The sequence below is a fragment of the Rhodobacter sp. 4.3.4 genome, assembly GCF_058724655.1.
Genome location: NZ_CM178967.1, coordinates 1875435 through 1887641, shown reverse-complemented (window position 1 = coordinate 1887641; position 12207 = coordinate 1875435). Strand labels below are relative to the sequence as shown.

The following is a 12207-nucleotide window of genomic DNA, read 5'->3' as shown; positions in this document are numbered from 1 at the left end:
ACGCGCTCCCTTGGGGCGCTATCAGGCGGCATGGACACACTTCACATCATCGGCGCCGGTCTGGCCGGCTCGGAAGCGGCGTGGCAGGCGGCACAGGCGGGGGTTCCCGTGGTGCTGCACGAAATGCGCCCGCGCGTGGGCACCTTTGCGCATCGTTCCGGCGATTTCGCGGAAATGGTCTGCTCGAATTCCTTCCGCTCGGATGACGACGAACGGAACGCCGTCGGCCTTCTGCATTGGGAAATGCGGGCGGCGGGCGGGCTGATCATGACCACGGCCGACCGCCATTCCCTGCCTGCGGGCGGGGCGCTGGCGGTGGACCGCGAGGCGTTTTCGGGCGCCGTCACCGCGGCCTTGCGGGCGCATCCGCTGATTTCCGTGGCGGAAGAAGAGATCACCGAGCTGCCGACCGAGGGGCATTGGATCATCGCCACCGGGCCGCTGACCTCGGGCGCCTTGGCCGAGAGCATCCGCGCCGTCACCGGGGCGGAAAGCCTGGCGTTTTTCGATGCGATCGCGCCGATCGTGCATGCCGAAACCATCGACATGTCGGTCGCCTGGCGGCAAAGCCGCTATGACAAGGGCGAGACCGAGGAAGAACGCACCGCCTATATCAACTGCCCGATGAGCAAGGATCAGTACGAGGCCTTCATCGACGCGCTGCTGGCCGCCGAGAAGACCGAGTTCCACGAAGGCGAAACCGCCGGGTATTTCGACGGCTGCCTGCCGATCGAGGTGATGGCGGAACGCGGCCGCGAGACGCTGCGCCACGGGCCGATGAAGCCTGTGGGGCTGACCAATGCGCATGATCCGGCGACCAAGGCTTACGCGGTGGTGCAGCTGCGCCGCGACAATGCGCTTGGCACGCTCTACAACATCGTCGGCTTTCAGACCAAGATGAAGTATGGCGCGCAAGCCGCTGTTTTCAGGATGATTCCGGGGCTTGAGCAGGCGTCTTTCGCGCGTCTGGGCGGGATTCACCGCAACACGTTTCTAAACTCTCCCACGCTGCTCGACGATCAGATGCGGCTGCGCGCGCGTCCGAACCTGCGCTTTGCGGGTCAGGTCACCGGGGTCGAGGGCTATGTCGAAAGCGCCGCGATGGGCTTGCTGGCCGGGCGGATGGCCGCGGCCGGGATCCTCGGGCGGACCCTGCCGCCCCCGGGCCCCGAGACCGCGATGGGATCGCTGGTGCATCACATCACCGGCGGCGCGGTGGCCAAGACCTTCCAGCCGATGAACGTGAACTTCGGCCTGTTTCCGCCGCTCGACGACGCGCGCGGCGGGCGGCGCGGCCGCAAGGACCGCTACAAGGGCTATACCGACCGCGCCAAGGAGGTCTTCACCGCCTGGCTCGCCGCGCAGGCGTGATCACCCGTTTCGCCCCTTCGCCCACCGGCCCGCTGCATCTGGGCCATGCCTATGCGGCGCTGATCGCGCATGACATGGCGCGGGCGGCGGGCGGGCGGTTTTTGCTGCGCATCGAGGATATCGACCGCGCCCGCGCGAAACCGCAGTGGGAGGCGCAGCTGCTTGAGGATCTGGCTTGGCTCGGGATCACCTGGGACGGGCCGGTGCTGCGGCAGTCCGACCGTCTGCCCCTCTATCGCGACACCCTTGCGACGCTTTGGCAAAGGGGGCTGCTTTACCGCTGTGCCTGCAGCCGCCGCGACATCGAACAGGCGGCCTCGGCGCCGCAGGAGGGGGTGCCGCTTGGCCCCGACGGCATCGTCTATCCGGGCACCTGCCGCGACAGCGGCCGTCCGCGCCCGGGCGAGGGTCTGCCCGACACCGCGCTGCGCCTGCGCATGGATCTGGCCGCGACCGCAACCGGCTTTGAGGAAACCGGCCCCGCGCATCGCGGCCATCACCGGATCGACCCCGAAACGATGATCCGCAGCGTCGGCGATATCGTTCTGGCCCGGCGCGAGATGGGCACCTCTTACCACCTTGCGGTGGTGCTTGATGATGCGGCGCAGGGCGTCACCCATGTCAGCCGCGGCGAAGACCTGTTCGAGGCGACCTGCATCCATGTCACGCTGCAACGCCTGCTTGGTCTGCCGGTGCCGGTCTATCACCACCACGGCCTGATCCGCGACGCCGCGGGCAAGCGCCTGGCCAAGCGCGACGATGCCCGCGCGCTGGCGAAATACCGGTCCGAGGGCGCCACGCCCGAAGATATCCGCCGCCTGATCGGGCTTTAGCAGGGTGCTGAAGAAGTCGCCTTTGCGGAACAGTTTTCTTTCGGCGCAACCTGCTGGGTTTGGTTTCGGCTCGATCGACGCTGGCGATCTACATGCCTGGCGCGGTTTCCCAGCATCAGGCTGCGAGCAGCCGGGGCAGTCGGGCGAGGTTGTTTGCGGCCATGGTGAGGATGAAGCGGGAACGCACCCGTTCGACGCCGCGATAAACGGTCTGGGCCATGCCGCCGACGGTTTTGGCCCAGCCGAAAGCCTCTTCGATCCGTTTGCGGTTTTTGATCGACAGGGCGTAACCCTCGTGCCGGGTCGTGCGGCCGTCGATCGCCGAGTATCGGGATTTCTGCGCGACATGCGGGGTCACACAGGCTTGCCGCAGGTCGGCGACGAACTCGGCGGCGTCGAAGCCCTTGTCCGCTCCCAGCGTCAATCGCCGGGTCGATCCGGGGGAATTTCGATGGATCATGTCCAGCGCGGCGCGCCGTTCGGCATGGCCATCCGCCTGGGTCAGGTCGCCCTGCACGATGAGCCCGTTCCGGTTCTCCATCAGGGCATGGCCGATGAAGCAGAGCATGGCGCCGGTGCCGGGGGATTTCTTGTAAAGGCGCGCATCGGGGTCGGTGGTCGAGGCATGGGTGGCATTGGACCGCTTCTCGCCCCGGAAATCGACTTCGGCATTGCGGTTCTGGCGGTGGTCGCGGTGCATCGGGGCGGCCTCGGGCTCGGTGGGTTGGTCTGCTTCTTCGATGGCTGTGTCGGGGGCTGTGTCGGGGGCGGTGTCGGGTCCGGTCGGGCTGCCCGGATCGTCGTCGGGCGGCGTGTCGTCCGCCTTGGGCTGGAAGCTCTTCATCGACGCCCAAGCCTTGATCAGCGTGCCGTCGACCGAGAAATGGTCGTCCGACAACAGCGGCGCGACCTCGCGATGCGCCAGGATCGCCGCCATCACCTTGCGCGACATCTCGGTCGTCAGCAGGCGGTCGCGGTTCTTGGTGAAGACGGTCGGCACCCACACGGCGTCGTCAATCCCGAGACCGACGAACCAGCGGAACAGCAGGTTATACTGCATCTGTCCCATCAACTGACGCTCGGAGCGGATCGAGAACAGGATCTGGGTCAGGCTGGCCCGGATCAGCCGTTCCGGCGGGATCGAAGGGCGGCCGAAATCGGTGTAAAGCGCATCGAACTCGCCATCCAGGCTCGCCAACGCCTCGTTCACCACCTGCCTGATCTTGCGCAACGGATGCCGCGCGGGGATGCGAGCCTCAAGATCGACATAGCTGAACAGCGACCCGCTCGTCTCGTCCGTCCCCCGCATCTTTGCCCCCTACGTTACCGTGCCGAGGGTGAATCATGTTCCTCAAACCGGGCCAAGGGCCGACTTCTTCAGCAGCCTGTTAGGGGGCGGCTGGCCGGATCGCCGCGGCGGGCGCAGCGATCAGCCCGGCCTCAAGGCCGTTCCGGCGGGACCGAAAGGCTCCGCCGGTGTTGCTCGGCCCCGTCTCAGCAGCGCGGATAGCCCATGCGGATCAGCGCTGCGCCGCTGACCTTGTAATAGCCGTTGGTGAGATAGCGGGCCTTGGTCATGAACCACGACCGCAAGGGCTCGCTGTAGTTGCGCGCCATCACCTGCGACCAATAGTCGAAGTCGTGCTCCGGCAAGGGAACGCCGTTCTTGCTCGGGCCGTGAAAGCCCAGAACCGCATCCGGGGCGACGCAGACATTGGGCAGGCTCAGATACATCGTGCAGGCCGACAGGCACGTGCCGCGCAACTCGACCCGCTGCCCGATCGAGCGCATCCGGTCGATCTGGTCGCTGCGTTTGCCAACATAGCCGCCCGGGTCCGCGGTGACGATCAGCGGATTGGCGGCCAGATAGATGTCCTGCGCCCGCGGCGCCCCCCCGGGCACGCCGATCACTCCAAAGACCACAAGAGCGCCCGCGATCCTGCGCGCCGAAAAGCGCCGCAGGGCCCGCAGGCGGGTTGCCTGTTCCCACATAGATTACCCCTTCGTTCCCACTTCACGTCGGGGGGATGGCCCTCACCATCATGCTTCCCCGACACCCATAGCCCAGCAGACAGCAAGGATGTTAACGACTGGTAAGCAGCGCCCCGACCGAGGGGTGTTCTTCGTGTCAAACTTGAAGCGAATGGCCGGGATTTTCCGGCACCCTCCCGGCACCGTCCGGCCTGCCGTGCGGGGCCCGCGATATCGGGCGCGGGGAAGGCTCGGGCGCTGCGGAATTGACGGGGCCGGTTGCGGATGGCATTGGCTAGGGCAAAGGCCGTGCGGGCGCCGCAGCTGTCGCCGGTCCGCGCCGGGCGCGACGCCCTTGGTCCATGAACGGAGACATGCCGTGAGCGCAGAGCTTCCCCGCGTCCTGATCACCGGCACCGCCGGTTTCATCGGCTTCCACCTTGCCCGATTGCTGCTGGCCGAGGGCTGGCGGGTGCAGGGCTACGACGGGATGACCGATTACTACGATGTCGCGCTCAAGCACGACCGGCATGCGATCTTGCGCGCGCATCCGAATTTCAGCGCCACCGAGGCGATGCTGGAAGATCAGCCCCGCTTCGATGCCGTGGCCGACGCGTTCCGCCCCGAGGTGATCGTGCATCTGGCCGCGCAGGCCGGGGTGCGTTACAGCCTTGAAAATCCGCGCGCCTATCTGGACAGCAACGTGATCGGCACCTTCAGCGTGATCGAAGCGGCGCGGCGGCTGCAGGTCAGGCATCTGCTGATCGCCTCGACCTCCTCGGTTTACGGCGGCAACACAAAGATGCCCTTTGCCGAGACCGACAGGGCCGATACCCAGCTGACGATCTATGCGGCGACGAAAAAGGCCAATGAAAGCATGGCCCATGCCTATGCGCATCTGTGGAACCTGCCGGTGACGATGTTTCGCTTCTTCACCGTCTATGGTCCCTGGGGGCGGCCGGATCTGGCGCTTTACAAATTCGTCGATGCGATCCTCGATGACCGTCCGATCGACATTTACAACCACGGCGAGATGTATCGCGACTTCACCTATATCGACGACCTCGTGCGCGGCATCCGGCTGTTGATCGATGCGGTGCCGCAGCGCCCCGAAGATGGGCTGGTGCCCGCGGGCGACAGCCTGTCGCCGGTGGCGCCGTTCCGCATCGTCAATATCGGCAATTCCGACAAGGTGCGGCTTCTGGATTTCGTCGAGGCGATCGAGACCTGTCTGGGCAAGACGGCGATCCGCAATTACCTGCCGATGCAAAAGGGCGACGTGCCCGCGACCTTTGCCGATGCGTCCTTGCTGCACAGCCTGACCGGCTACCGGCCGCAGACCGATTTTCGTGACGGCATCGCCCGCTTCGTCGCGTGGTATCGCGACTATTACAGCAGGTAATCGGGCCGATTTGGCGTGCAGTGGGGCTGGTGGGTGATGAGAGACTCGAACTCCCGACATCCTCGGTGTAAACGAGGCGCTCTACCAACTGAGCTAATCACCCGGTGCCGTGCTCATAGCCTGCGTGTGGCCAGGACCGCAAGCGCGATCTTGGACCGGATCAGCTGCCGATCTGCGCCAGATCGTAGGGCGTGTCCTGATAGATCGCATTGACCCAGTTGCCGTAAAGCAGATGCGCATGGCTGCGCCAGCGGTTCATCGGCAGCTGCGAGGGGTCGTCGTCGGGGTAGTAATTTGCAGGCACGTTGATCGGCTTGCCCGCCGCCACGTCGCGGTCGTATTCGTCCTTCAGCGTCGTGCTGTCATATTCGAAATGGTTGAACACATAAAGCGCGCGGTGGCAGGGGTCTTCGACGAGGCAGGGCCCGGTCTCGTCGCCCGCGATCAGCGTGCGCAGCCCCGCCCGGTCAAGCTCGTCCTGCTTCATCTCGGTCCAGCGGCTCACCGGCACCAGCACGTCATCGGAAAAGCCACGCAGATAAGGCGAGGTCGGCGCCAGATTGCGGTGGCGGAAGCAGCCAAAGGCCTTGGCATCGAGCATGTGCTTGGCCACATTGTGGAAGTGATAGGCCATCGCCATCCCCCCCCAGCACACGCCGAAGGTCGAAAACACATGGCTTTGCGTCCAGTCGAAGACGCGCTGCAGCTCGTCCCAATAGGTCACGTCTTCAAAGGCCAGATGCTCGATCGGCGCGCCGGTGACGATCAGCCCGTCGAATTTCTCGCCCGAGGCGGCGATCTCGGCGAAGGGGCGGTAGAATTCCGCCATATGCTCGGCGGCGGTGTTCTTCGTCTGATGCTCGGTCATCCGGATCAGCTGGAAGTCGATCTGGATCGGTGTCGCGCCGATCAGCCGGGCGAACTGGTTCTCGGTCTGGATCTTCTTCGGCATCAGATTGAGAAGCCCGATGCGCAAGGGCCGGATTTCCTGCCGCGCGGCGCGTTCGGGCGTCATCACCATCACGCCTTCCTGCGACAGGATGTCGAAGGCGGGCAGCGTGGCAGGCAGGGTGATGGGCATGGTTGTTCCGATACTGGGCCGAGACTTGGCAGAGGATGTTCAGACGCGCCTCAGGCGGGCAGCGCCGCGGCTATGAGCGATGTAAGGTCTTTCTCGTCGCGGACAAGGGCGACATCTGACGCGGCGATCTTGATCCCCCAGTTCCGCGCCATCGCCGCATAGCGCGGTTGCCGATGCGCCAGCGCCTGATGATAGGTCCAGCGGATGAAATCGTCGGGGTTCACCTCGTCCTCGCGCAGGCCCCGCTCGACGCGGTATTGCAGCCATTTGCTTTCCAGAAAGGCGGGCTGGTAATACATCGGCTTTGGCGCGCGGTCGAAGCGGCGCACCAGCTCCTCGGTATGTTCCGCGCTGCCCTCGATCCAGACCATCAGCAGATGATCGGAGAGTTCGCGCAGGATCTTGTCGTTCCGGTCCTCGGGGTCGACCACCTCGCAGATCGAGCCGCCGCAGTCGCAGACGAAATGCGGCAGCCCGTAGATCGCCTGCGAGCGTTCGATGAAATAGGTCGTGTCCATCAGCGCGGCCTGCTCGGCGCCGCGGTGCTGGTTTTGCCGGATCATGTAGTCCTCGAACGTCAGCCCGCCCTTGGCCTCGGACCCGGGCTTGCCCAGATAGGTCGACAGCGGCGCCAGATTGTCGAAGGTGATGTTCGAGGCGATATAGACCGAGTCGGACAGCAGCAGCTCGGCGAGGAAAGGGTTCTTCATCGCCTCGCGCTTGAAGTTGTCGGCGATATACTCGCCCATGTAGCGCGTGCCGATGCGGTAATCGACCGAGTAATGGAACCAGCCCGTGGGGGCGGCGCGCAGCATGTTGGCCAGATAGGTCTTGCCCAGACCGGACATGCCGAAGAACAACACCCGTTTGCGGCTGGCCGTCTGCCATTCGGCGCGGTTTGCGTAGATCATGCGAGCCCCCTCGTTTGGCCCGGGTTTAGCGCGCGCCGCGGTCGCCGTCACGCGGTTTTGGCCGCGAATTGGTGAGCCAAAGTCCCCCAGCCAGCACGGCGAAACCCGAAAGCGCATGCGGGCCAAGGCGTTCGTGATAGACGAGCGCGCCTGCGACGATGGCGACGGGCGGGATGAGCAGCGTCACCAGCGACAGATTGCCCGCCCCCGCAATCGCCAGGATGCGGTAATAGATCAGATAGGCCAGCGCCGAACAGCCCAGCGCGAGCCAGATCAGACCGGCCCAGACCTCGGCGCGGTAATCGAAGCTCGGCACGCCTTCAAAGATCAGCATGGCGGGGGCCAGCCAGACGACCGCGCCGGTCAGCATGCCCGCCGCGGCGACCTCGGGGGCAAGGCCGGTGATCGCCTTTTTCGCATAGGCGCCCGCGAAGCCATAGGTGAGCGAGGCGCCGATGATCGCCCATTGCGCCGCCGAGCTGAGGGTGAAGCTGCCCAGCGCCGCAGGGCCGATGGCCAGGACGACACCGGCAAAGCCAAGGCAGACGCCTGCAAGGCGGCGCCGGGTCAGCGGCTCGTCGGGAAAGACCGCGGCGGCGACCAGCACGCCGAAAAGCGCGGTCGAGGCGTTGAGGATCGCGGCCAGACCAGAGTCGATATGCTGCTGGCCCCAGACGATCAGCGAGAAGGGGATGGCATTGTTCAGCGCCCCCAGGATCAGGAAGCGGATCAGAAAGCGCGGGTCATCGGGCAGGGGCAGGCGGCGCAGCGCGACCCAGAGCCATAACAGAACGGCGCCGCCGGTGACGCGACAGGTGACGGTGGTCAGAAAGCCGGTGCCGGTCAGCGCGGCGCGGTTCGACAGGAAGGAGGTGCCCCAGATCAGGGCAAGGGCCGCCAGAAGCGCCCAGGCAAGCGGGGGGATGCGGGTCGTGGTCATGATGGCGGCACGCTAGCCGGGGCAGGGCGGCGGGGCCACCCGGAACTTGTGCCAAGGACAATCGCCGGAAAGCGGCGAAAGGCCCGCCGGAGCGGACCTTTCGTGCATTTCGGACCTGCCGGAAAGATCAGAAGCTGACGCCCACGCGCACGCCCGCGCCCCAGCCCGAGTTGTCGGCGAATTTGCCGCCAATGTCGCGCGTGGTCGCATCGCCGATATCGACATAGCGTACGCCCAGCGTGACCTTGACATTCTCGGTCGCCTGATAGGTGCCCGCCAGCGCGATCGAGCGGAAGCCGTCGGTCGGACCAAGCTGGCCGGTCGTGTCTCCGCTCGACCCCTCATAGCCCAGCACCACCGCGCCGGACCACTGGTCGTTGAACTTGCGGCCAAGGCCGAGCGAATAGGTGGTGGTGTTGCTTTGGTATTTGACCAGCGGATACTGTCCCAAGCCGCCATCAAGGAGAGCGGACGTATAATGCTTCGGGGCGATCTCGAACTGCTTCCAGTGCACCCAGCGCACCGAGCCGAAAACCAGCGTATCCTTGGCGACCCCAGTCTGGAACTCAAGGTTCACCGATTCCGGCACCGTGGTTGAGAAGACGCTGTCCAGAGGCGCGCCACCTGTGCGAAGGCTCGCTTCACGGGCATCAAAATCATGGGTGATCTTGGAGTTGTAAGTCAGCGCTACGCGTGCCGCGATTTCGGGTTTTTCCCAAGCCACACCGACAAGATAACCGAAGTCTGTTTCGGTCGAGGAACTCAAGCTATAGGCGCCGACCGCTGGCAGGTTGACCACACCGCTGGTGCGCAAGGCCCGAACCCCCCCGATCGCCGAGAAGTTTTGCGGCATCTTGTAGCGCATCATTGCCGTCAGCGACATGTTCTCGACCTCGGCGGTCGAACCCGCGATCGGATAGCCCGTTCCGGTCGGGTAGCCCACATTCGCGCCGATGGCGTTTTCCAGCACGAAGGCGATGTCGATCTTGTCGTTCAGCGCGCGCTTGTAGCCCAGGCTGTAGGTGCCAAAGCCCCCGGTCATGTCGCCCGAAGACACGACGCCGCCGCCGACCGTGCCCGAAACATCCGGGCTGAAGCCGCCAAAGTTCAACTCGGCGTAGTTTCCTTTCTCGAACAGGATCCCCACCGACTGGCTGGACCGTTCGATACCCCCCGCAGTGGCGGCTGTCGCGCCAAGGGCAAGGGCGCTGGCCGTCATCAATATTTTTTTCATGTGATTCTCATCCCTAGAGCGTGTTGGACTCTTCTCCCAAGGGGAACGGTATCACGCTGCCAAGGTGAATCAATTCTGACTGCGGCCTTACGTCACGTCCACGTGAGGTTACCGTAGGGTCATGTGACCGAACTGCCACAAAATAACGTAAACTCAACGGTTTAGTTGCCGCAGCTGCGAGGGTGGGCGGCGGGTTTTCGCTGCGTTGCCGCATCCGCAGAAGGGTGAAAATGCGCGTCTGGGTTGTGCGGCTGCGGTCTCAGATCAGCGCCGCGATCAGCCACCACAGACCAAGCCCGCAAAGCCACAGCGCCGAAAGCCCCAGCGCAAGGATCAGGGCAAACCACAATGTCGGCCGCGGAGCCGGGATCTGGGGCAGGCTGCGGGGTGGGGTCGGGGGATCGTTCTTGCGGGTCATCGGGGCCTCCGGGGGGCATTAACCCCGAATTAGGTAAACGGGGCTTTAATGACGCCATGGACAGGATCGAGATCATCCCATTTGCCCCCGCCGAGCCGGGGGCCTTCGATGCGGCGGTGGCGGCGCTTTCGCCTGCGGCGGCGCTGCAGGCCCGGGCCTGTTACGGCGAGATCGCGGCGGCGGCCGGACGCGGGCTGCGGCGGCTGCAGATCCTTGCCGCGGGGCGGCGGATCGGGCTGGCGCAGGTGCTGGGGCGGGGCGGGCTGTGGCTGTGCAGCCGCGGTCCGGTCTTTGCGCCCGATCTGTGCGAGGACACAAGGCGGCGGGCGCTGCGCGCCCTGGCGCGGGCGTTGCCGGGGCTGCTGATCGCCACCCCCGAGACGCCGGTGGCGGGGCCGGGGCTGGTGCCGCTGATCACCGCGCGCCATCAGGCGATCTGGGATCTGACCCCCGATGATACCGCCCTGCGTGCCGGTCTGCAGGGGAAATGGCGCAACCGTCTGGTCGCGGCGGAACGTTCCGGGCTGCGGGTGCGGCCCGAGCCTGCGGCCGACTGGCTGATCGCCGCCGAGGCGCAGCAGCGCCAGGACCGCGGCTACCGCGCCCTGCCGCCGGCCTTTGCCGCCGCCTGGGCGCAGCGCGACCCGGGATCGGTGCTGGTGCTTTCGGCGGGCACCGCCGCGGCGCCGCGCAAGGCCGGGGTGATGGTGCTGCGGGCGGGGGCGGGGGCAAGCTACCATCTGGGCTGGTCGGGGCCCGAGGGCCGGGCGGCGGGGGCGCATAATCTGCTGCTCTGGCAGGCGGCGCTGCGGCTGCGGGCGCTGGGCGTGCGGCACTTCGATCTGGGCGACATCAATTCCGAGGCCGGGGCGGGGCTGATGCGCTTCAAGCTTGGCACCGGCGCGGCGGTGCAGGCGCTGGGTGCCACCGTCTGGGTGCTGCCGGGCCGCGGGTGAGGGGCCGGAGTGAGGGGCGCCGATTTGCCCTTTTCTTGCCCGGGCTCTTCTGCAAGATTTCCGCCCGATCCCGCATGTCCGGCGTTCCGACATGCCCCAGCCAAGGCAGACCGACACGATGGCCCCTGTTTTTCCGCAATCCACGCCCCCCGGCCTTTGGCAGCGCACCCCTCCTGCGATCTTTCCGCCCGCCCTCGGCCTTGCGGCGCTGGCGCTTGGCTGGCGCAAGGCGGCGCAGGTCTTCGGTCTGCCCCCCGGCCTTGCCGAGGCGCTGAGCGGGGCGGTCACGCTGCTGTGCGCCTTCGTCTTCCTGGCCTATCTGGGCAAGCTCCTGCGCCGCCCCGCGGTGGTGCTGGAGGATCTGCGCATCCTGCCCGGCCGGGCCGGGCTTTCGGCCGGGGTGCTGATGCTTTACCTGATCGCGGCGATCCTTGGCCCCTATCTGCCCGGCGCGGCGATGGCGGTTCTGGCCGGGGCGGGGGCGCTGCATCTGGGGCTTTGCGCGGCGATGCTTTACGTTTTCGCCACCGGCCCGGCCGAGCAGCGCCGCGTCAATCCGACCTGGCATCTGCTGTTTTCGGGCTGGATCGTGGCGGCGCTGGTGGCGGCGCAGCTTGGCCTTGCGACGGTGGCGGCGGCGCTGTTCTGGGTCGCGCTGATCTGCGCGCTGGTGATCTGGAGCCTGTCGCTGCGGCAACTGGCCCGCGAGACCGTGCCCGCGCCGCTGCGCCCGCTTCTGGCGATCCATCTTGCCCCGGCGGCGGTCTTTGGTACCACCGCGGCTCAGTTCGGCGCGCTCGCGCTGGCCTGGGTCTTTGCCCTCGGCGCGGCGCTGCTTCTGGCGCTGTTCGTGCTGCGCGGGCGCTGGCTGCTGGCGGCGGGCTTCTCGCCGCTCTGGGGGGCGCTGACCTTCCCGCTGGCGGCGACGGCGACGCTCTGGCTCTCGCTGGACGATCTCTGGCGGCTTCCGGGCGCGGTGGCTCTGGTGGCGGCGACGCTGCTCATTCCGGCCATCGCCATCCGCCTTTACAAGATGTGGGCAAAGGGCGATCTGGCGGCGAAAACCGGCGCCGCCCGCGCCTGAGGGCTT

12 protein-coding genes and 1 tRNA gene are annotated in these 12207 nt (G+C 66.3%); 5 read left to right on the top strand and 8 right to left on the bottom strand.

Annotated features, from left to right (window positions below):
- Positions 1–30: 30 nt before the first annotated feature.
- Positions 31–1371, top strand: a complete 1341-nt coding sequence (gene trmFO / locus AC4PTB_RS09125) for a methylenetetrahydrofolate--tRNA-(uracil(54)-C(5))-methyltransferase (FADH(2)-oxidizing) TrmFO (RefSeq protein WP_492189675.1) — start codon at positions 31–33, stop codon at positions 1369–1371.
- Positions 1368–2204, top strand: a complete 837-nt coding sequence (gene gluQRS / locus AC4PTB_RS09120; protein ID WP_492189674.1) for a tRNA glutamyl-Q(34) synthetase GluQRS — start codon at positions 1368–1370, stop codon at positions 2202–2204. Before trmFO ends, gluQRS begins: the two co-directional genes overlap by 4 nt.
- Positions 2205–2319: 115 nt before the next feature.
- On the opposite strand, the gene AC4PTB_RS09115 is transcribed toward gluQRS, so the two are convergent.
- Positions 2320–3513 carry an IS5 family transposase gene (locus AC4PTB_RS09115; RefSeq protein ID WP_492189673.1) on the bottom strand — a complete coding sequence of 398 codons (1194 nt, stop codon included), beginning with the start codon at positions 3511–3513 and terminating at the stop codon, positions 2320–2322.
- A 185-nt stretch (positions 3514–3698) separates the two neighbouring features.
- Positions 3699–4196: a hypothetical protein gene (locus tag AC4PTB_RS09110; RefSeq protein WP_492189672.1), complete on the bottom strand. Its 498-nt coding sequence runs from the start codon at positions 4194–4196 to the stop codon at positions 3699–3701.
- Positions 4197–4554: 358 nt separating this feature from the next.
- Here AC4PTB_RS09110 and AC4PTB_RS09105 point away from each other — a divergent pair, with 358 nt between their 5' ends.
- Positions 4555–5577, top strand: coding sequence for an NAD-dependent epimerase/dehydratase family protein (locus AC4PTB_RS09105; protein ID WP_492189671.1), 1023 nt, complete (start codon positions 4555–4557; stop codon positions 5575–5577).
- A 27-nt stretch (positions 5578–5604) separates the two neighbouring features.
- Here the strand turns inward: AC4PTB_RS09105 and AC4PTB_RS09100 are convergent.
- From AC4PTB_RS09100 to AC4PTB_RS09075, 6 genes are all read right to left on the bottom strand, one after another.
- Positions 5605–5680, bottom strand: a tRNA-Val gene (locus AC4PTB_RS09100).
- A 57-nt stretch (positions 5681–5737) separates the two neighbouring features.
- Entirely contained in the window at positions 5738–6658 is a 921-nt protein-coding gene (locus AC4PTB_RS09095; RefSeq protein WP_492189670.1) for a homoserine O-succinyltransferase, read from the bottom strand.
- Positions 6659–6708: 50 nt separating this feature from the next.
- Positions 6709–7569 (bottom strand): ATPase, encoded by an 861-nt coding sequence (locus AC4PTB_RS09090; protein WP_492189669.1) that lies wholly within the window; start codon positions 7567–7569, stop codon positions 6709–6711.
- Positions 7570–7594: 25 nt separating this feature from the next.
- Complete coding sequence (locus AC4PTB_RS09085) at positions 7595–8509, bottom strand: DMT family transporter (protein WP_492189668.1); 915 nt, start codon at positions 8507–8509, stop codon at positions 7595–7597.
- 127 nt (positions 8510–8636) lie between these two features.
- Positions 8637–9728, bottom strand: a complete 1092-nt coding sequence (locus AC4PTB_RS09080; RefSeq protein ID WP_492189667.1) for an outer membrane protein transport protein — start codon at positions 9726–9728, stop codon at positions 8637–8639.
- A 274-nt stretch (positions 9729–10002) separates the two neighbouring features.
- Positions 10003–10161 (bottom strand): hypothetical protein, encoded by a 159-nt coding sequence (locus AC4PTB_RS09075; protein ID WP_492189666.1) that lies wholly within the window; start codon positions 10159–10161, stop codon positions 10003–10005.
- 56 nt (positions 10162–10217) lie between these two features.
- Here AC4PTB_RS09075 and AC4PTB_RS09070 point away from each other — a divergent pair, with 56 nt between their 5' ends.
- Both AC4PTB_RS09070 and AC4PTB_RS09065 read left to right on the top strand, forming a co-directional pair.
- Entirely contained in the window at positions 10218–11117 is a 900-nt protein-coding gene (locus tag AC4PTB_RS09070) for a GNAT family N-acetyltransferase (RefSeq protein WP_492189665.1), read from the top strand.
- 118 nt (positions 11118–11235) lie between these two features.
- Complete coding sequence (locus AC4PTB_RS09065) at positions 11236–12201, top strand: TDT family transporter (RefSeq protein WP_492189664.1); 966 nt, start codon at positions 11236–11238, stop codon at positions 12199–12201.
- The last annotated feature ends 6 nt before the right edge of the window (positions 12202–12207 follow it).